Raw genomic sequence first — 19,824 nt, forward strand, 5'->3', positions numbered from 1 at the left:
CACACTTGGCGGCCCGGTGGTGGGGCGGCACCATGTGGGCGCGGTCACAGCGGGGCAGGTCAGCCGCCGGTCACCCCGGGTGCCTCGGGGGTGTCGGTGCGCGGCAGTTCGCGGGGGTCGGTGAAGGACGGGTCGAACCAGGTGGCGGTGGAGGCGGGCTCCTGGGCCTGCTTGACCCGGTAGGCCGAGAACTCGGCCAGCTCCGGCAGCTCGTTCATCGCGAACCAGGCGACCTCCAGGGACTCGTCGTCGTTGACCCGGGGCTCGCCACCCACGGCCCGGCAGCGCAGGGTGATGTCCATGTACTGGCAGACGTCCTGGTTGGGGTAGGTCACCGGCTGCAGGGCCTGGACCAGGACGACGCGCTCGGGGACGCAGAGCACGGCGGTCTCCTCGTACACCTCGCGGACCGCGCACTGGGCTGGCTGCTCCCCGGGGTCGGGGATGCCGCCGATGATCGACCAGCGGCCGTTGTCGGCGCGGCGGCCGAGCAGGACGCGGCCCTCGTCGTCGAAGACGACGGCGCTGACCCCGGGCAGCCACAGGAGCTGGTGTCCGGCGGAGGCGCGGAGAGTGCGGAGGAAGTCGGGAGTAGCCATGCGTCCGACCCTAACGTCTGGCCCAGGCCCCCACGCGGGCGCGCGGGGGCCCGGTGACCTGGGGCGTACGCGCCGGTCAGGCGTCCGTGGCAGCGGCGCGGCGACGGCGTACCGCACCGGTGGCGGCCCAGCCGAGACCGACTGCCGCGAGGGCCACGATCGCGGCCTCCGGGAGCGCGCCGAGCCGGGTGGCCCAGGTCTGCGAGGAGCGCAGCGGCACCTCGGCGACGAGGGAGGCGGGCTCGAACATCCCGGTCCGCTGGACGAGTTCCCCGTCGGGCCGGATGACGGCGCTGACCCCGCTGGTGACCGGGACGGCGACGGCACGGCTGTGCTCGACGGCGCGGACCCGGGACATGGCGAGCTGCTGGTAGGTCATCTCGCTGAAGCCGAAGGTGGCGTTGTTGCTGGGGACGGAGAGCAGCTGCGCCCCGGCGTCCACGGTCTCCCGTACGGCGCCGTCGAAGGCGGCCTCGTAGCAGGTGGCGATGCCCACCCGGCTCCCGGCGAGGTCGAAGACGCCCGGGTCGGTGCCCCGGCTGAAGTCGGTGCGGACCATGTCGACGTAGCCCTGGCTGAAGACGCTGATCAGGGAGCGCAGCGGGATGTACTCGCCGAAGGGCTGGATGACGCGCTTGTCGTAGGTGTCGACGGGGCCCTTGTCGGGGTCCCAGAGGATCTGCTGGTTGTAGAGCCTGCCGTCCTCGGCCTGGACCACGGCGCCCACCGAGATGGGGGCCTTGATCGTGGTGGCGGCCCGCTCGATGACGGAGCGGGCGTCGTCGTTGGTGAAGGGGTCGATGTCGGAGGAGTTCTCCGGCCACAGGACGAAGTCGGGCTGGGCGACCTCGCCCTTGGCGACGCGTTCGGCGAGGCGGGCGGTCTCACGGGCGTGGTAGTCGAGGACGGCACGGCGCTGGGCGTTGAAGTCGAGCCCCATCCTCGGCACGTTGCCCTGGACGACGGCGACGGTGGCGGTGCCGTTCTCGGCCCGGTCCGAGACCAGCGGGCGGGCGGCGAGGGCCCCGGCCAGCGGGAGGAGGAGCGCGGCCACGGCGCCGGCGGTGGCGGCCCGGCGCAGGGTCCCGGTGCGGCGGCGCAGGTACAGCTGGCGGGCCAGTTCGCCGAGGCCGAAGCCGCACAGGGCGACGGCGAAGCCGAGCACGGGGGTGCCGCCGACGGCGGCGAGCGGCAGGAAGATCCCCTCGGCCTGGCCGAAGGCGACCTTGCCCCAGGGGAACCCGCCGAACGGCACCCGGGCCCGCGCGGCCTCCCCGGCGGTCCACAGGGCGGCGGCCCACAGCGGCCGGCCGGGGAGCCGGGTGACGAGCGCGGTGAAGCCGCCGACGAGGGCGACGAAGAAGGCTTCGGCGACCGCCAGCGCCAGCCACGGCCCGGGGCCGACCTCGACGCCGGTCCACACCAGCAGCGGCAGCAGGAAGCCGAGGCCGAAGAGGGCACCGAGCCCCAGCCCCGCCTTGAAGCCGCGCCCCCGCAGCAGCAGCCCGAGGGCGGCGAAGGCCGGCAGGGCCAGCCACCACAGCACCCGGGGCGGGAAGCTGACGTAGAGGAGTACTCCGGCGAGGCCGGCGCCGACGGCGAGGTACAGGGCGCGCAGGAGGCGGGCGGCGCGGCCGGTCCTGGCGGGCGGCGGCGGGCCGGGCGTCCCGTCGGCGGGGGCGATGGTGGCGGTCACGCGTCGGAGTCTACGGCGCGTGACGCGGGCCCGGTCAGGACCTCCGGCGGGGCTGTGGATCAGTGGCCCCGGCGGATCCGGGCGGCCTTGCGGGCCTCGGCCAGTTTCCGGTCCTCGGCGGACCGGCGGGACGCGTTCTTGGCCCGGCCGGGCTTGCCGGGGACGGTCCCGATGCCCCGGAACTGGGCGCCGCCGCGCTTGGGGCGCTCGGCGCTGGGCGCGCTGCCGTCGACCGGGACGCCGGAGGGGGCCTTGGCGCCGGTGAGGCGGCTCAGCTCGGCCTCACCGGAGCGGACCTGGGTGACCCGGGGGCGCAGTCCCGCGTCCGCCATGAGCCGCAGCACGTCCTTGCGCTGCTCCGGGGTGACCAGGGTGACGACGGTGCCGGAGCCGCCGGCCCGGGCGGTGCGGCCGCCGCGGTGGAGGTAGTCCTTGTGGTCGGCCGGCGGGTCGACGTTCACGACGAGGTCGATCTCGTCGACGTGGATACCGCGTGCGGCGACGTTGGTGGCCACCAGGACACTCACCTCGCCGCCGGCGAACCGCTGCAGGGTGCGGGTGCGCAGCGGCTGGGACTTGTCGCCGTGCAGGGCTGCCGCGCGGACCCCGCTGCCGCGCAGGTGGGCGGTGAAGCGGTCCACGGCCGCCTTGGTGGCCAGGAACATGATCGTGCGGCCGTCGCGGGCGGCGATCTCGGTGGCGGTGGCGAACCTGTCCGCGCCGTGCACCTGGAGCACCTGGTGGTCCATGGTGCTGACGGCGGCGCCCGCCGGGTCGGCGGCGTGGGCCACCGGGTCGTGGAGGTACGTCCGGACCAGGAGGTCGACGTCGCGGTCGAGGGTGGCGGAGAACAGCATCCGCTGGCCGCCCTCGCGCACCAGGTCGAGGAGGGCGGTGACCTGGTCCGTGAAGCCCAGGTCGGCCATCTGGTCGGCCTCGTCCAGGGCGGTGATCTCCACCCGGTCGAGCCGCACGTCCTTGCGCTCGACGAGGTCCAGGAGGCGGCCGGGGGTGGCGACGACCACCTCGGCCCCCTCGCGCAGGGCGGTGGCCTGCCGCCCGATCGACATGCCGCCGACCACGGTGGCGGTCCGCAGCCCCAGCTCCCGGGCGTACGGCGCGAGCGCGTCGGTGACCTGCTGCGCCAGCTCACGGGTGGGGACGAGGACGAGCGCCAGGGGCTTGCGGGCCTCGGCCCGCCGGCCCGCCGTGCGCACGAGGAGGGGCAGTCCGAAGGCGAGGGTCTTGCCGGAACCGGTCCGGGCCCGGCCCAGCACGTCCCGGCCGGCGAGGGCGTCCGGGAGGGTGGCCGCCTGGATCGGGAAGGGCGTCTCCACGCCCCGCGCGGTGAGCAGCTCCCGTATCCCGGCGGGCAGGCCGAGCTCGTCGAAGGAGGCTGCGGCGGGGAGGCCGGGAGTGTCGCCGGCCGGGCGCGCGAAGTCACCCTCGGGGGCGGCGGGGCGAGGGGTGCGGTCCGGGCCGGCTGAACTGTTCATGGCCCCATTGTCGGTCACCGAGGACGCGCGGGGCGCCGGGGGCGGGCGGACGGTCGTCCGGCCCGGTTCAGGAGTGGCCGGGCATCCCCTGGTAGGAGGAGCCGGTCTCGGGCAGGCGGCTGCGGATGGCGCGTACGGCGGAGCGGGCGTCGTCCACGGTGACGGTGAGGCTGTGGCCGTCGGCCAGGCGCAGGACGAGGCCCTCGCCGCGCCGCACGACGACGGCCATGCCCCGCTCCGGGCGCCAGCGGTACCCCCAGCCGCCCCAGTGGCGCGGGCAGACGCTCGGGGCGTAGTCGACGGCGGTGACGGTGCCCAGGAGGATGCGGCGGCGGGGGAAGCCGAGGTGGCCGCAGCGCACCTCCAGCGCGTCGTCGTCGACCCGTACGGCGACGTGGACGAAGGCGAGGGTGCCGTAGAGGATGAGCAGCCCGGCGGCGATGCAGCCGACCACCGCCATCACCAGCGGGGTGATCCCAGAGGCCCAGGAGGAGTCGACGGCCAGTTCGACGCCGAGGGCGAGGCAGGCGATTCCCACGACCGCCAGCAGCCACTGGAGGCGGCCGGAGGCGCGCCCCGTCCAGGTCTCGACGGCCGCGTGGAGGTGCGGCGGGTCGTCGGCGGGCCGGGAGGCGGGCTCGGGTTCCCTCATACGGCCGACCATACGGAGGCTCGCGTTCCGGGGCAGGTCACGCGGGGCGTACGAGGGACCCGCCCCGGTCCGTCAGCGGTCGGCGGCGACGGGGGCCAGCAGGCGGCCCTGCTCGTAGCTGAGGGCGGCGGCGGGCAGCGGCTCGGCGCGGCCGTTGAGCAGCACGGTGAGGGTGCCGGTGGCGGGCGCGGCCGGGTCGGGGGCGACGCCGAGGCGGCGCAGGGCCTGGGCGGCGACCGCGGGGGCCGAGCCGTGCAGGGTGAGCGGGCCGGTGCCGGAGTGCTCCACGGCGGTGCGGATGGCGTCGCCGACCAGTTCGTAGTGGGTGCAGCCGAGGACGACGGAGGTGACCGTGGACGGCGTGCGGGCGGCGGCGTCCGCGATGGCGGCGGCGACGGCGGTGGGGTCGTCCCACTGCACGGCGTCGGCGAGGCCCGGGCAGGCCACCTCGGTCACCGGGGTGGAGCCGGAGAACTCGGCGATGAGCCGGCGCTGGTAGGGGCTGCCCGTGGTGGCGGGGGTGGCCCAGATGGCGACGTGGCCGCCGGCGGCCGCCGCGGGCTTGATCGCGGGGACGGTGCCGATGACGGGCAGCCCCGGCTCGAAGCGCTCGCGCAGGGCGGGCAGCGCGTGCACCGACGCGGTGTTGCAGGCGACGACCAGGGCGTCGGGGGCGTGCTCCGCGGCGGCCTCGGCGACGGCCAGGGCGTGCGCGCTGAGGTCCTCGGGCGTGCGGGGACCCCAGGGCATGGAGTCGGGGTCGGAGGAGAGGACGAGATCGGCGTCGGGGCGCAGCCGGCGCACGGCGGCGGCGGCCGGCAGGAGGCCGATCCCTGAGTCCACGAGGGCGATCTTCACCCGGTCACCCTAGCCGAGACCTGCTGCGGGCCGCCGCCGGAGGGCGGGCACGCGGAACGCCCCGCCCGGCGCCGCGGGCCTGGTCCGCGGCTATTTGCGCCCGGGCGTCCAGCGCAGGCCCCAGCCGTACGCCTCGTCGAGGGCGCGCTGCGGGCTGGACCTGCGGCCGGGCACCAGATAGCGCGCCTCGCGGCGGACGACGAGGCCGTCCGGTCCCTGGGTGAGCAGGGCGAGGGCGCAGACGGGGGAAGGGACGTCGCACTCGTCGAGCGAGAAGGTGACGGGGGCGCCGTACTGGGGGCGCAGGGTCACCGTGGCGTGCAGGCCGGAGAAGTCGGCGGCGCCCTCGTAGATGGTGACGAAGACCAGGACGCGGCGGAAGTCGCGGGTGTGGTCGAGGTTGACCGTGAGGTTCTCGCCGGCGGCGACGGCGCCGGTGCGGTCGTCGCCGTCGAGGTGGATCCAGGGCGGGCGGCCGAGGTCGCCGAAGGCGTTGCCGAGCGCCTGGACGACGCCCTTGGTGCCGTCGGCCAGTTCGTACAGGGCGCCGAGGTCGAGGTCGAGCGGGGCCTGCGGGGCGGCGTTGCGGGCGAACCGGCCGCGCGGGGCGGGCGGGGCCTGCCAGTTGAGGTTGACGTGGAGCGCGCCGGTGGTGGCGCCCTGCTTGGCGAGGGAGACGGAGGGGGCCGCCTTGGTGAGGGTGACGGCGGCGGGGCGGGCGGGCGCTGGTGCGGCCGGGGTGCGGGGCGCGGGGAGGAGGCCCGGGGACAGGCCGTGGGCGGCGGCCAGTTCGGCGGCGCCGCCCGCGTATCCCTGGCCGACGGCGCGGAACTTCCAGCCGCCCTGCCGCCGGTACAGCTCACCCGCGAGGAAGGCGGTCTCCGTGGTGGTGTCGCGGCTCTCGTAACGGGCCAGTTCGTGGTCGCCGGCGGCGTCGGTCACGGTGACGTCGAGCCCGGGCACCGCGCCGAAGGTGCCGTCGGCGACCAGGGCGAGGAGGACGACCCGCTCGACCCGGTCGGGGACGGCGGGCAGGTCGACGTGGAGGGTCTCGGCGGTGCGTCCGCCGGTGACGGTTCGGCCCTCGTGGCGGACCGCGCCGCCGGGGACGGGGCGGTCGCCGCCGACCACGCCGTCGGGCGCCACGCGGCCGTCCTCCGTGACCAGGAGGGCGGCGGTCCGGGCGTCGGGCACCCCCGCGCCGTGCCGCCAGTGCAGCCGGAGACGGACCGGCGCCTGCGGGACCGGTGTGTTGGCCCCCTTGGACATCACCCCTGCCATGCCGCCCTCCCCGTCCGTCGCTGCGTCGTGTGATCACGCCCACCGTAGGCCCGGTGCGGGCGAGTTGTCCCGAAGCCGTCCGGCACCGAAGGGGACGGAGGGCCTCCGGCCGCCCGGAAGCAGCCCTTCCGGGGAAAGATCACTGGCAGACGGCACGTCACCTCCTCCTGGAGGCGGATTTTCTTACCTCATCGAAACCCGAGAGTTGACATGATTTCGGCATGTTCACCCACATCGGTGAGGCCGCGTGGCCCCCGGACCGGAAAACAACCCTCTTATCGGTCTCCCCAATGACCGCATCGTGGGCTTAACTTAGGTGCCATGACCTCCCCCCGCGCCAGCTACGGCAGCGGCTACTATTCCGCGCCATCCTTCCCGGACACCCCGATCTACGACTCGCTCGTGGCGGAGCGGGGCACACCGCAGATCGCCCCGATCCGGGTCCCCTCGATGTACGACACGGGCTCCTCGCTCCCCGCACTGCCCTCCTCGCTCCCCGCGCTCCCGGCCGCCCCGTCGCCGCAGCCCGCCGCGTACGGGTACCCGCAGCAGGCGCAGGCCCCGGCCCCCGCCTTCCAGCAGGCGCCGGCTCCGTACATCCCGCAGCAGCAGGCGCCCCCGCGCGGCTACCAGCCCGCGCAGCCCTACGCCCAGCCGCAGCCGCCCCACCAGCCCCAGCAGCCGCGCCCCGCGCCGGCGGGGTACGAGGCGATGCGGCCTGCGGCCCAGCCCTCGGGGTACGAGGCGATGCGCCCGGCCGCTCCGCGGCCCAACCCGGCCCCGCCGCAGCAGCAGCATCCGTACGAGGACCCGTACAACCGCCCCTACCGAGGCGGCTACTGACCGGTGGTTCCGCCCGAGGTGGGCGACGGACGAAACGGGAGGTACGGCTCGGCGGGCGGGTGGCAGGATGGCCCCATGCCGAACGCCGAGCTGACCTCGCTCCACGTCTACCCCGTCAAGGGGACCCGCGGTCTCACGCTGCCGGAGGCCACCGTCGAGCCGTGGGGGCTGGCCGGTGACCGGCGCTGGATGCTGGTCGACGCGGAGGACCGGTTCATCACCCAGCGCGGCTTCCCCACCCTGGCGCTGATCTCCGTCACGCCGCTGCCCGGTGGCGGCCTGAGGCTGGCCCTGCCCGGCCAGGACCCGTGGGAGGTGCCCGTGCCCGGTCCCGGTGCGCCGGCCGCCACCGTGGAGATCTGGAAGGACAAGGTCCGCGCCGTCCTCGGGGACGCGGCGGCGAGCGCCGGCGTCAGCTCCTTCCTCGGCAGGGAGGTCCGGCTGGTCCACCTCGCCGACCCGGCGCGGGACCGCCTCGTGGACCAGGAGTTCGCGGCCCCCGGCGAGACCGTCAGCTTCGCCGACGGCTATCCGCTGCTGGTGACCACCACCGGCTCGCTCGACGCGCTCAACGCGCTGATCGCCGGGGGCGACCACGCGGTGGAGGGCCCGCTGCCGATGGAGCGCTTCCGGCCCAACCTCGTCGTCTCCGGCACCGGCGCCTGGGACGAGGACGCGTGGGCGCGTGTCGCGGTCGGCGAGGTCACCTTCAAGGTCGCCAAGATGTGCGGGCGGTGCGTGGTGACCACCACCGACCAGCGCACCGCCGAGCGCGGCAGGGAACCGCTGCGGACGCTCTCGCGCCACCGCCGTTTCGGTTCCCAGCTCGTCTTCGGGCAGAATCTGATCCCCGAATCGACCGGCACGGTCCGCGCGGGGGACCCGGTCACCGTCCTCGCGCGGCGGCCCGTGGCAGCGGTGTCCGCGACCGCCGGGACTCGTTGAGGTTCCCGCGGAGTGATCCCGCCCGGCCCGGGCAGCCGTCCCCGCACGGCGGACCGTACGGCCGGACGTGACCGAGAGGGGGTGCGATGCGGACGATTCCCGGGCTGTGGCGCTGGCGCCGCAATCCGCTCTACCGCCGGACCGACCGCGTCGAGGCGTGGCTCGCGCTGCTCTGCGGCGTGCTCCTGCTGGCCGGCGCCCCCTGGGTGGCACTGAGCGTCGGCTCGGCCACCGAGCACGCCCTGCTGGAGACGGCCGCCGCCGAACGGGCGCAGCGCCGGCAGACGGTCGCCACGGTCGACCGTCCGCTCGGCCGGCCCGTCTACGACGCCGATCCCGAGACGGCCCAGGCCCCGCACACCCGGATCCGGGTGGTCGCCCACTGGACCGCCCCCGACGGCACGGCCCGCACCGGCAAGATCGTCGCGCCGCCCGGTTCGGAGGCTCCCGGCGACCGGTTCCGGATCTGGACGGACCTGCGGGGCTCTCCCGCCCGGCCGCCGATGCCGCCGATGATGGCGCAGACCCACGCCTGGCTGGCCGGGATCGGGGCGGCGACCGCGTGGGGCGTCCTCGTCGAAGGCGTGCGCCGGGGCGCGCGATGGCGCATCGTCCGCTTCCGGTACGCCTGTTGGGACCGGGAGTGGGAGCGGGTCGGGCCCGACTGGGGCAGAACCGGCACCGGAAGCTGACCGTCGCGCACCGCGACCCCGGACCGGTCAACTCCCCCATCCGGCGCGCGCTACGGTGGACCGGCCGGGCTCGTCCGGCGACAGTACGCAGGACCCGGGTACACGAGGTGGGGGCACAACAACACCATGGCACAGGGCACGGTCCAGGTGACGCACACCGGTACTTCGCGGTGGCGGCGCCGCACGGGCGAATACGCCTCCCTCACCGCCGCCCTGGAGGCCGCGGCCGACGGTGACATCCTGACCGTCGCCCCGGGCACGTACCGGGAGAACCTCGTGGTGGACCGGGCGGTGACACTGCTCGGGCAGGAGGGGGCGGCCGGGTCGGTGCGGATCGCGCCGCCGGAGGGGGTCCCGTTGGCGGTGCGGGCCTCCGCGCAGGTCCAGGGGCTGCACATCGAGGGGCAGGACGCGGCGGTGCCGGCGGTCCTGGTCGAGGACGGCACGCCGGAACTGACGGGCCTGCGGATCGTCACGCGGTCCGCCGCCGGGATAGAGGTCCGGGGAGGCGGGCGGCCCACCGTCCGCGCCTGCACCGTCGACAACCCGGCCGGGGTCGGCATCGCCGTGGTGGACGGCGGCGGAGGCATCTTCGAGGAGTGCGAGGTGATCGCGGCGGGCCAGTCCGGGGTCGCGGTGCGCGGCGGCGGACGGCCGAGACTGGACCGTTGCCGGGTGCACCACGCGGCCGGCGCGGGCCTCTCGGTCACCGGCGACCACTCCAGCCTGGAGGCGCTGGGCTGCGAGATCTACGAGATCAACGGCTCCGGGGTGCAGATAGCCTCCCGGGCGGCGGCGGTCCTCACCGACTGCGCGGTCCACCGGGTCACCGGCAACGGCGTCACGCTGGACACCGACGCCGTGCTGACCCTGGCGGACTGCCGCGTCCACGACGTGCCGGAGAACGCGGTGGACCTGCGCTCGCGTTCGGTGCTGACGCTGACCCGCTCGGAGGTGGCCCGGTTCGGGCGCAACGGCCTGTCGGTGTGGGACCCGGGGACACGGGTCGACGCCCACCGGTGCGAGATCCACGACGGCACCGGCGACTACCCGGCCGTCTGGGTCAGCGACGGCGCCACCGCCGTGCTGGAGGGCTGCCGGGTCCACGACGTGCCGGACGCCCTCTGTGTGCTGGACCGGGGCTCACGCGCCGACGTGGTCGACAGCGACCTCTCCCAGGTGCGCAACATCGCGGTGTCGGTGAGCGGCGGCGCCACCGCCGAGCTGGACGACTGCCGGATCAGCGGCGCGGGCCGGGGCGCCTGGTTCCGCGACCACGGCAGCGGCGGCACCCTCGCCAACTGCACCATCGACGCGGCCCAGACCGGTGTCATCGTCACCAAGGGCGCCGACCCCCTGATCGAACGGACCACCGTCACCTCCCCGACGGAGGCCGGGTTCTACGTCTCGGCCGGCGGCCGCGGCACCTTCCAGGGCTGCCGGGTGACGGGCAGTGAGGGATACGGCTTCCACATCATCGACGGCTGCCGCAGCACCCTGCGCAAGTGCCGTACCGAGCGGTGCGCCCGGGGCGGCTTCGAGTTCGCGCAGGCCGGCGCCGACGGCGAGGGGGCCGTGGTGGAGGAGTGCTCCAGCGACGAGTCCACCCAGCTGGGCTCCCCCGCGGCGGCCACCGCTCCCCCGGCGCCGGCCACCCAGACCGCCGGCCTGCTGGGCGGCGTCCCCTCCCCGCGCTCCACGACCCCCGCGGCGCCCGAGGCCGCCCCCGAGCCCGCCCCCGAGACCCGCCCGGCCGACACCGTCCTCGCCGACCTCGACGCGCTGGTCGGCCTCGCAAGCGTGAAGCGGGAGGTGCGGGCGCTCACCGACATGATCGAGGTCGGCCGGCGCCGTCAGGAGGCCGGACTCAAGGCCGCCTCGGTCCGCCGCCACCTGGTCTTCACCGGCTCCCCCGGCACCGGCAAGACCACCGTGGCGCGCCTCTACGGGGAGATCCTCGCCGCCCTCGGCGTGCTCGACCGGGGCCACCTGGTCGAGGTCTCCCGGGTCGACCTGGTCGGCGAGCACATCGGCTCGACCGCGATCCGCACCCAGGAGGCGTTCGACCGGGCGCGCGGCGGGGTCCTGTTCATCGACGAGGCGTACGCGCTCTCGCCCGAGGACTCCGGCCGGGACTTCGGCCGGGAGGCGATCGACACCCTGGTGAAGCTGATGGAGGACCACCGGGAGGCGGTCGTGGTGATCGTCGCCGGGTACACCACCGAGATGGAGCGGTTCCTCTCCGTCAACCCCGGCGTCGCCTCGCGCTTCTCACGGACCATCACCTTCTCCGACTACGACCCCGACGAGCTGCTGCGGATCGTGGAGCAGCAGGCCGACGAGCACGAGTACCGGCTCGGCCCCGGCACCGGCGAGGCGCTGCACAAGTACTTCACGGCGCTGCCGAAGGGTCCGGCCTTCGGCAACGGCCGGACCGCCCGGCAGACCTTCGAGGCGATGGTGGAGCGGCACGCCGGGCGGGTGGCCCAGCTCTCGGCGCCGGGCACCGAGGAGCTGACCCTGCTCTACCCGGAGGACCTGCCCGCCCTGCCCTGAGCGGGCTGCCCCTCGGCCGCGTTCAGCTGCTTGGGCAGGGCGGCGGCGGGCTCCTCCAGCCGGGCGAGCAGGCGGGCCCGCTCCTCGGCGAAGGCCGGGTCGGCCTGGTAGTCGGAGTGGCCGAGGATCGGCGCCGGGAGCGGGTGGGCTGCGGTGCGGCCGTGGGCGAGCGGGTCGGCGAGCGGCGGGCGGTCCACCTCGGGCCGGCCCTCGGTGCCGACCCGGACGGGGCCGCCGATGGGGTCGGTGAGCCGCCACAGGTTGCGCCAGCAGTCGACCTCACCGTGCAGGGTGGTCAGCGCGACCGGGCCGAAGTGGGCCGGGAACCAGCGGCCGTAGAGCCGCTCCAGCGGTGAGCCGTAGGTGAGCAGGGCGACCCGGCGACGGGCCGAGGGGCGCAGCTGCCAGGCGGCCGCGGCGGCCAGCACGCTGCCCTGGGAGTGGCCGGAGAGGACGACCCGGCCGCCGGTCTCCCGGGTCCAGGAGGCGATCCGCCAGGTCAGGTCGGGGACGGAGCGCTCGGCGTAGCAGGGCGGGGCGAAGGGGTGGGCGGCGCGCGGCCAGAAGGTGCCCACGTCCCAGAGGATCCCTATGGTGCGGCGGGCGGCCGGATCGCGGTAGGCACGCCGCCCCCAGGTGACGAAGAGCAGGAAGCCGAAGCCGATCAGCCAGGAGCCGAGGGCCTGCGCGGTGGCGGCGGCGCCGCTGACCACGGCGGGCAGCTCGCGGGCGGCCTCGCCGGGGACGCGCCCGGTGGTCCAGGCGCCCAGCAGGGCCCCGGCGCCGAGCAGCAGGGTGACCGAGGAGACTACGCCGACGACGACCGGCGCCCGGTCGGTGAGGGCGGCCATGGCGCGGGCCGAGGCGATCCTGGCGGTGCGGGTGGCGTCGAGGGGCTCGCCCGGGTAGTCGGCGGCGACCTGGGCCTCCTCGCGGCGGGCGTGGCGGTGGGTGCGGACCGCGTACCAGACGAGGACGGCGAGGAGGATGACGAGGAGCGGCGGGAGGACGGATGCCTGCCAGGAGAGCAGGACGGGCGGGCCGGGGATGGGGCCGCCGGGGGCGCCGGGCGTGGAGCCGTTGTCGAGCCAGTCGGCGACGCGCTGGGCGACGCCGCCGGACATCACGCCGCCGAGCGCGCAGGCGAGCATCGCGACGGCGGGGCCGCCGAGCCCCTTGAGGACGGTGCGGCGCTCCGGGGTGGTGGCGTGCAGGCGGCGGGCGGTGGCGGCGAGCGCGACGACCAGGACGCCCTGGGCGAGGACGAGCGTGCCGAAGGTCTCGTCGCCCGGCAGCCGTCCGGCCGACTGCCAGCCGGGCCGGGACCAGGCGGCGTAGCCGAGGCTGAGCAGGGTAAGGGCGAGGGCGGTCAGGGGCAGGACGCGCACCAGCCGGTCGAGGTGTTCGTCGAGGCGGCTCTCGGCCCGGCCGCGCCGGGAGACGACCCAGACCACGGCGACGGCGCTGACCAGCAGGGCGGCTTGGAGGGCGGAGCCGACGGTACCGAGCAGCGCCGGGCCGCCGGGCAGCCGGTCGTGTTCGGCGGCGGGTCCGGCGACGGCGGCGCCGACGGTGAGGAGTCCGGCCGAGGTGTGGGCGGCGCGCAGCCGGGCCCCCAGGCGGCGGCCGTACCAGAAGCCGGGGCGGCCGAGGGCGGCGTGCGGGGCGTTCTCCTCGGCCTCCTGCTCGGCCCGGTCGACGGCGGGCAGCGGCTGCTGCGACTCGTAGCTGCGCCAGGTGCGGTGGGAGAGGTACCAGAGCAGGGCGGTGAGGGCGCCGGGGACGAGGGCGGCCAGCGCGAGGCGGCGGCCGGGCTGGGACCACCAGCCGCCGCTGCCCTGGGCGTCGGTGGCGAGGAAGCCGAGCCAGGCCCGTTCGCCGGAGCAGCTCGCGGTGCCGGCGCACTGCCAGGCGACGAGGTCGAGGGCGACCTCGCAGGCGGCGGCGGTGAGCAGCACGGTGAGGCTGAGGGCGACCAGGCGCGCCAGCAGCCCGTAGAGGCGGACGGCGGTGCGGCGGCCGGTGGTGGAGGGGCGCATCCAGTGGGCGAGGTTGACCACCATGAAGGGCAGCAGGAGCAGCCAGAGGGCGCGGGTGCCGTTGCCGCTGGTGAGGTTGGACCAGACGTACGCCTCGGGGACGGGCTTGCCGCGGTAGTCCTCGGGGCGCTGTTCGGCGTCGGCGTCCTGGGCGCGGCGGTGGACGGCGGCGGTCTGGTCGCCGCTGACCCGGACGGTGCACGGGTCGTCGAGCATCTCGGCGGGGGTGCTGCCGCCGACGCCGTGGACGAGGAGTTCGAGGGCGGTGTCCTCGGCGATGCCGCCGCTGGGCGAGGGTCCGCCGGGGACGGGCGGCGGGGCGTCGGGCGCGGGCGTGGCCGGCTGCGGTGCGGGCTGGTCCTGGTGCACTGTTCCCCCGTGAGTCCGGGCGCCGGTCGCCGCGGGTGGACGGCCCAGGTCGGGGCGGTCGGTACCGGGATCGCGGCAGGTGGTCGCACCGGCGCGGAAGAAGGATCTCCGCCGGGGGCCGTCCTTACACCTCCCGTCACCGAATCTCCTTGTCATGCTCCAGTCGTGCCGGGGTCCGGGAGGGTGTTTCCGGGGCGCGTGGGAGGATGAGCGCGCTCAGGGCGGAGCCGGGACGGCCGCCGCCGGACCGGGAGGACGGAGCGACGGGTGGGCGAGCAGCAGAGTCTCCTCGCGGAGCAGCGCCGTGCGCTGATCGCCGACGAGGTGCGCCGGCGGGGCGGCGTCCGGGTCAACGAGCTGACGCGCCGGCTGGGCGTCTCGGACATGACGGTCCGTCGCGACCTGGACGTGCTGGCCCGCCAGGGTGTGCTGGAGAAGGTGCACGGCGGCGCGGTGCCGCCCGCCGACGCCAGCGCCCACGAGCCGGGGTTCGAGGCCAAGTCGGGGCTGGAGCCGGACGCCAAGGAGTCGATCGCCCGGGAGGCGGCGGCGCTGGTCTCGCCGGGCACCGCCATCGCCCTCTCCGGCGGCACCACCACGTACGCGCTGGCCAAGCGGCTGACCGGGGTGGCGGACCTGACGGTGGTGACCAACTCGGTGCGGGTCGCCGACGTCTTCCACGCGGCGCAGCCGGGGGCCGAGCGGCAGGCGGCGGTGGTGCTGACGGGCGGGGTGCGCACCCCCTCGGACTCGCTGGTCGGGCCGGTCGCGGACCAGGCGATCCGCTCGCTCCACGTCGACGTGCTCTTCATCGGCGTGCACGGCATAGCGCCGGAGGCCGGCCTGTCCACGCCCAACCTCGCGGAGGCCGAGACCAACCGCTGCCTGGTCCGCTCGGCGCGCCGGGTCGTGGTGGTCGCCGACCACACCAAGTGGGGCACGGTGGGGCTGAGTTCCTTCGCGACGCTGGACGAGGTCGACACGCTGGTGACGGACGAGGGGCTGGACGAGGAGGCCCGCGCCGAGGTCGCCGAGCGGCTGCGGCTGCTGGTGGTGGCCGGGCCGCAGGGCTGACCGGGGCCCGGTCAGGCGGGCCGGCGCCCGGTGGCGAGGAAGGCGTCGAGGGTGCGGGCGTAGGGCGTGATGTCCAGGCCCTGCTCGGCGAGCCAGGTGTCGGAGTAGTACTTGTCGAGGTAGCGGTCACCGGGGTCGCAGAGAAGCGTGACGACGCTGCCCGTGCGCCCCTCGGCGCGCATCTCGGCGACGATGCGCAGCGCGCTCCACAGTCCGGTCCCGGTGGAGCCCCCGGCGCGGCGGCCGATGGCTCCCTCCAGCATCCGCACGGTGGCGACGCTGGCGGCGTCGGGGACCTTCATCATCCGGTCGATGGCGCCGGGCAGGAAGCTCGGTTCCATGCGGGGGCGGCCGATGCCCTCGATCCGCGAGCCGCTGTCGCAGTGCACCGCCGGATCGCCGAGCCGCCAGCCGTCGAAGAAGCAGGAGTTCTCCGGGTCCGCGACGCAGACCCGGGTGTCGTACTGCATGTAGTGCACGTACCGGGCGATGGTCGCGGAGGTGCCGCCGGTGCCCGCGGTGGCCACCACCCAGGCGGGTTCGGGGTGGCGTTCCCGGCGCATCTGCTGGTAGATGCTCTCGGCGATGTTGTTGTTGCCGCGCCAGTCGGTGGCCCGCTCGGCGTAGGTGAACTGGTCCATGTAGTGGCCGCCGGTCTCCGCCGCGAGGCGGGCCGACTCCTCGTACATGGTGCGCGGGTCGTCCACGAAGTGGCAGCGGCCGCCGTGGAATTCGATCAGCCGGCACTTCTCCGGGCTGGTCGTGCGGGGCATCACGGCGATGAAGGGGACGCCGATGAGCTGGGCGAAGTACGCCTCCGAGACGGCGGTGGAGCCGCTGGACGCCTCGATGACGGGGCGTGAGGGGCGGATCCAGCCGTTGCACAGGCCGTAGAGGAAGAGGGAGCGGGCCAGCCGGTGCTTGAGCGAGCCGGTCGGGTGGGTCGATTCGTCCTTGAGGTACAGGTCGACGCCCCATTCCTCGGGCAGCGGGAACCGTAGGAGGTGGGTGTCGGCCGAGCGGTTGGCGTCGGCCTGGACCTTGCGGACCGCCTCCTTCAGCCACTCTCGGTAACCGGGGTCGCTGCGGTCGACGTCGGCGGTGGGCAGGGGGCAGGCAGCGGCCTGCTCGTGCTGGGGGGTGGTCACCGCGGACTCCTCACGCTCGGGACCCGGCCGTCGAGGCCGGCGGACGCCTCGATCATAGACACCCGCCTCACCCTTCTCACCTGCATAAACACCTCTTTGAGGCGCTCAAAGGGACTGCTGGGGCGGGCGTTTCACCCGGCGGTGGGGGCGCATGCCGGGCAGGGGGGCGCGCCCCCGTGCTGCCCCCGTGAGAGGTGGTACGCCGCCCTCTGGTTGGGCAGACTGCACTCGGCGGGACGTGGTGTTCCGCCCGGTGCGGTCCCGGTGTCCGTACCGCCGGGGGGCACTGTCGAAGGGCTCCAGGGGCTGGAGGGGTGAGACGTCATGGGCAAGTCGGAGTTCTCGGCCACGGGGGTGGGCATCATGCGGCGGCTGCGTTCGCTGACACGGGCCGGCCAGGTCCGGGTCGCGGACGGCAGGCTCGCGCTGCTCACCAGCTGCGGCCGGGTCATCGACAGCGCCCCGGCCCGTGAAGTGCGTGTGGAGCGCCCCTGGTTCGGCTCCGACGACCAGGCGGTGATCGCCTTCAACGACACCCGGTACCGGCTGCGCCTCGGGGGTCCCGCCGCGGCCGCCTCCGCGCCGCACGTGTCGCCGGTCCGCAGACTCCGCGAAGCCGTCGGCCAGGCCCGGGGGGTGGGCTGAGCGGCCGACCGGTCCGCCGGGGGCGCGCACCGGCGCGCGAGCGGGCACGGAGTGCCACCGCCGTCCGGGGGCTTGCGAGTTGCAGGCCCCGGTCCCCTGCGTCACTCTGGTCACACATCACCCTGGGTTTACCGGCGATCACGCTGAGAACCAGCCGCCGGCCCCCTGAGCAGGCAGCGGCCGGGTGCGGTCGCCGCCGACATCCGAACGCCGTCTTTGCCGGACTCAATTCGGGGAGTCGCAACCGTGATCAGCCAGCCGACCAGGCAGTGCGCGGTGGAGCTCCAGGCCCTGCCGCCCCGGATAGGCCAGGTACGCAGAATCGTCTCGGCGCAGCTGCGCTACTGGCATCTCGATCCGCTCGTCGACCGAGCCGCACTCGGCGTGACCGAGCTGCTCACCAACGTCCACCGGCACGCGGGACCGGACAAGCGCTGCACGGTGCGGCTGGAACTCCTGCTCGACCGCCTCACCGTCTCCGTCCGCGACCGTGACCCCCGGCTGCCGGTGGTCCGGGACGCCACCATGGACGCCACCTGCGGGCGCGGCCTGGCCCTGGTCGCCGCCGTCAGTGAGTGCTGGGGCGTACGCCCCTGGGAGACCAGCGGGAAAGTCGTGTGGTTCACCCTGCCCGCCCCCGGCCCCGTCCCGGCCGAGCCGGGCGGCGCGGCCCTGTACGGCGCGACGACGCCCGGCCCGTTCCCCCCGGCAGCCCTGGACAGCGCCCTCCCCGGCCTCGCCGCCGGCCCCTCCGCTCCCGCCCGGTCGGCCTTCGCCGGCTGACCCCGCGGTGAACGGACGGCCCCGCAGGCCCCTTCCCCGAGGGGCCCGCGGGGCCGTTCTTCCGCCGCCGGTGCCCGGACGGTGACGCTCAGACGACGGCGAGGGCCGCCAGCGGGTCGTCCAGCACCGGCTGCCAGGCCAGCTCGGCGGCGCCGACGAGGCTGTTGTGGTCGAGGGTGCAGGAGAGGATCGGCACGCTGCCGCTGCGCCCCCACAGGCTGCGGTCGGCGACGACGGCCCGCAGCCGCTCGGGGTCGGCCTCCAGCAGGGTGCGGTGGAGCCCGCCGAGGATGACCCGGTCCGGGTTGAGGATGTTGACCAGCCCGGCCAGGCCGAAGCCGAGGCGGTCGACGAGGACGGTGACGGCCTCGCGGACCGCCGGGTCGTCGGGGCGGGCCGCGATCAGGTCGCGGGCCTGCTGGAGCAGGGAACCCTGGGGGCCCGGCCGGTGCCCGGCGGCGGCGAGGAAGGCCAGCGGGTCGGTCTCGACGTCGAGGCAGCCCCGGCCGCCGCAGTGGCAGGGGCGGCCGTCGGGGTCGACGGTGAGATGGCCGACCTCCAGGGCCAGGCCCGAACTGCCACTGTGCAGGCGCCCGTCGAGCACCAGCGCGCCGCCCACGCCCCGGTGCCCGGTGGCCACGCAGAGCAGGTCGCGGGCGCCGCGACCGGCGCCGTGGCGGTGCTCGGCGAGGGCGGCGAGGTTGACGTCGTTGGCGGCGAAGGCCGGTCCCGGCACCCCGGCCCCGGCCACGCACCGGCGGAAGATCTCGCGGACCGGGGCGCCGGGCGGCCAGGCGAGGTGGAGCGGGTTGAGGGCGGTGCCGTCGGGCTCGGCGACGGCCGAGGGGACCGCCAGCCCGGCGCCCACGCAGCGCCGCCCGGTCTCGGCGAGCAGCCCCGCCCCGGCGTCCACCACGGCGCCGATCACCTCGGCCGGGTCGGCGCCGACGGTCTCGCAGCCGGGGGTGGTGGCGACGATCTGCCCGCCGAGGCCGACCAGGGCGGCCCGGAAGCCGTCGGAGTGCACCTGCGCGGCGAGGACGACCGGGCCCTCCGGGTCGACGGAGAGGCGGTGCGAGGGGCGCCCCTGGGAGCCCTCGGCGGTGGGGCGGGCGTCGACGCGGATGAGGCCCAGCGTGGCGAGTTCGGCGGCGACGACCCCGGCGGTGGCGCGGGTGACGCCGAGTTCCGAGGTGAGGACGGCCCGGGTGGGGGCGCGGCCGGTGCGGACGAGTTCCAGGGCGGGGCCGAGCGCGCCGCGCCCTCTTTCGAGCCGGGTCCGTGGGAGTGTGCCGCCGAGCGTGCGGGGCGCCGACTTGCCGTTCATGACGGCGAGTCTCCCATGTCCGGGGGCCGCTCCCGTGCCCGCCGCCGGGGTTCAGCCGGGCAGGCCGGTCTCCCTGAGGGTGAGGTTGAGGCGGCCGGTGGCGGGGCCGACGGAGGGCTCGGCGGTGCCGGGGTACACCTTGGGCACCCCGTGGTACGCGAAGCGGGACGGTCCGCCGAAGACCAGCAGGTCCCCGCTCTCCAGCCGGAGGTCCTGCCACGGCCTGCCGCGCCCCTCGGTGTTGCCGAGCCGGAAGAGGCAGGCGTCGCCGACGCTGAGCGAGACGACGGGCGCGTCGGACCGCTCGTCCTTGTCCTGGTGCATCCCCATGGTGGCGCCCGTCCCGTAGAAGTTGACCAGCGCGACGTCCGGCCGGTAGGCCCGCCCCGCCGCCTCGTCCTGGTACGCGTCGGCGACGGCCCGCCGCCCCAGCTCCGCCAGCCACTCCGGCAGCGGCGCGACCGGCGCGCCGTTCACGTCCCCGGCCCTGCGCGTGTACCGGTACGGGCTCCAGTGCCACCCGAGGCTGACACTCTGCACCGACATCACCCCGCCCCCGGGCAGCTCGGTGCGGCGCATCGGCACCGGTCCCCTCGCCCACCCGCGGCACGCCTCGACCAGCTCCCGCTGCCGCTCCTCAGGCAGCCACTCCGGTACGTGCACGGCGCCCGGGGCGGGCGTGGTGCGGGAACGGGGGATGAGCGCGGCCATACCGGAATGCTCGCACAGGCCCGCGCCTCGCGACCGGCCTGCGGCACCCGCCCGAGGAGCCGCCGAACCGGGCCGGGACAGCGCTGTCCCACCGATTGTGCCCAGCTCTC

Annotated in this window: 17 protein-coding genes; 7 read left to right on the forward strand and 10 right to left on the reverse strand. The window is 75.7% G+C overall.

The features are described from left to right. Positions 1 to 59: 59 nt before the first annotated feature. The 6 genes from IF45_RS0106085 to IF45_RS0106110 form a co-directional block, all read right to left on the reverse strand. Complete coding sequence (locus IF45_RS0106085) at positions 60 to 599, reverse strand: NUDIX hydrolase (RefSeq protein ID WP_003952292.1); 540 nt, start codon at positions 597 to 599, stop codon at positions 60 to 62. Positions 600 to 675: 76 nt separating this feature from the next. Next, a complete protein-coding gene (gene lnt, locus IF45_RS0106090; RefSeq protein ID WP_008416198.1) occupies positions 676 to 2,295 on the reverse strand; it encodes an apolipoprotein N-acyltransferase in 1,620 nt (539 codons plus the stop codon). A 59-nt stretch (positions 2,296 to 2,354) separates the two neighbouring features. Further along, a complete protein-coding gene (locus IF45_RS0106095) occupies positions 2,355 to 3,791 on the reverse strand; it encodes a DEAD/DEAH box helicase (RefSeq protein ID WP_030306041.1) in 1,437 nt (478 codons plus the stop codon). A 67-nt stretch (positions 3,792 to 3,858) separates the two neighbouring features. Further along, positions 3,859 to 4,455, reverse strand: coding sequence for a hypothetical protein (locus IF45_RS0106100; RefSeq protein WP_008416202.1), 597 nt, complete (start codon positions 4,453 to 4,455; stop codon positions 3,859 to 3,861). Positions 4,456 to 4,515: 60 nt separating this feature from the next. Then, complete coding sequence (locus IF45_RS0106105) at positions 4,516 to 5,301, reverse strand: glutamate racemase (protein WP_008416204.1); 786 nt, start codon at positions 5,299 to 5,301, stop codon at positions 4,516 to 4,518. 90 nt (positions 5,302 to 5,391) lie between these two features. After that, the gene (locus tag IF45_RS0106110; protein WP_030306044.1) at positions 5,392 to 6,570 is read right to left on the reverse strand and encodes a TerD family protein; all 1,179 of its coding nucleotides are present in this window, start codon (positions 6,568 to 6,570) and stop codon (positions 5,392 to 5,394) included. A gap of 333 nt (positions 6,571 to 6,903) precedes the next feature. On the opposite strand from IF45_RS0106110, the gene IF45_RS0106115 reads away from it, so the two are divergent. The 4 genes from IF45_RS0106115 to IF45_RS0106130 all read left to right on the forward strand — a co-directional run bounded on the left by IF45_RS0106115 (position 6,904) and on the right by IF45_RS0106130 (position 11,618). After that, entirely contained in the window at positions 6,904 to 7,425 is a 522-nt protein-coding gene (locus IF45_RS0106115) for a DUF6643 family protein (protein ID WP_003952286.1), read from the forward strand. A gap of 75 nt (positions 7,426 to 7,500) precedes the next feature. Next, positions 7,501 to 8,370, forward strand: a complete 870-nt coding sequence (locus tag IF45_RS0106120; protein ID WP_030306045.1) for an MOSC domain-containing protein — start codon at positions 7,501 to 7,503, stop codon at positions 8,368 to 8,370. A gap of 86 nt (positions 8,371 to 8,456) precedes the next feature. Further along, a complete protein-coding gene (locus IF45_RS0106125; protein ID WP_030306048.1) occupies positions 8,457 to 9,062 on the forward strand; it encodes an Rv1733c family protein in 606 nt (201 codons plus the stop codon). Between the two features lie 126 nt (positions 9,063 to 9,188). Next, a complete protein-coding gene (locus IF45_RS0106130) occupies positions 9,189 to 11,618 on the forward strand; it encodes a right-handed parallel beta-helix repeat-containing protein (RefSeq protein ID WP_003952283.1) in 2,430 nt (809 codons plus the stop codon). On the opposite strand, the gene IF45_RS0106135 is transcribed toward IF45_RS0106130, so the two are convergent. After that, positions 11,588 to 14,026, reverse strand: a complete 2,439-nt coding sequence (locus IF45_RS0106135; RefSeq protein WP_030306050.1) for a hypothetical protein — start codon at positions 14,024 to 14,026, stop codon at positions 11,588 to 11,590. The two genes, IF45_RS0106130 and IF45_RS0106135, sit on opposite strands and share 31 nt — an antisense overlap. A gap of 267 nt (positions 14,027 to 14,293) precedes the next feature. Here IF45_RS0106135 and IF45_RS0106140 point away from each other — a divergent pair, with 267 nt between their 5' ends. Continuing rightward, positions 14,294 to 15,100, forward strand: a complete 807-nt coding sequence (locus IF45_RS0106140; RefSeq protein WP_008416220.1) for a DeoR/GlpR family DNA-binding transcription regulator — start codon at positions 14,294 to 14,296, stop codon at positions 15,098 to 15,100. A gap of 11 nt (positions 15,101 to 15,111) precedes the next feature. On the opposite strand, the gene cds1 is transcribed toward IF45_RS0106140, so the two are convergent. Continuing rightward, positions 15,112 to 16,248, reverse strand: a complete 1,137-nt coding sequence (cds1, locus tag IF45_RS0106145) for an L-cysteine desulfhydrase Cds1 (RefSeq protein WP_030306052.1) — start codon at positions 16,246 to 16,248, stop codon at positions 15,112 to 15,114. A gap of 324 nt (positions 16,249 to 16,572) precedes the next feature. Here cds1 and IF45_RS0106150 point away from each other — a divergent pair, with 324 nt between their 5' ends. Both IF45_RS0106150 and IF45_RS0106155 read left to right on the forward strand, forming a co-directional pair. Beyond that, a complete protein-coding gene (locus IF45_RS0106150; protein WP_003952279.1) occupies positions 16,573 to 16,893 on the forward strand; it encodes a hypothetical protein in 321 nt (106 codons plus the stop codon). A 246-nt stretch (positions 16,894 to 17,139) separates the two neighbouring features. After that, positions 17,140 to 17,676: an ATP-binding protein gene (locus IF45_RS0106155; RefSeq protein WP_008416226.1), complete on the forward strand. Its 537-nt coding sequence runs from the start codon at positions 17,140 to 17,142 to the stop codon at positions 17,674 to 17,676. A gap of 88 nt (positions 17,677 to 17,764) precedes the next feature. Here the strand turns inward: IF45_RS0106155 and IF45_RS0106160 are convergent, their stop codons facing one another. Both IF45_RS0106160 and IF45_RS0106165 read right to left on the reverse strand, forming a co-directional pair. Then, positions 17,765 to 19,003, reverse strand: coding sequence for an ROK family protein (locus IF45_RS0106160; protein ID WP_030306054.1), 1,239 nt, complete (start codon positions 19,001 to 19,003; stop codon positions 17,765 to 17,767). Between the two features lie 51 nt (positions 19,004 to 19,054). Continuing rightward, positions 19,055 to 19,714, reverse strand: a complete 660-nt coding sequence (locus IF45_RS0106165; RefSeq protein WP_030306056.1) for an alpha-ketoglutarate-dependent dioxygenase AlkB family protein — start codon at positions 19,712 to 19,714, stop codon at positions 19,055 to 19,057. Positions 19,715 to 19,824: the final 110 nt, after the last annotated feature.

It is taken from the genome of Streptomyces albidoflavus, assembly GCF_000719955.1.
Taxonomy (GTDB): Bacteria; Actinomycetota; Actinomycetes; order Streptomycetales; family Streptomycetaceae; genus Streptomyces; species Streptomyces albidoflavus.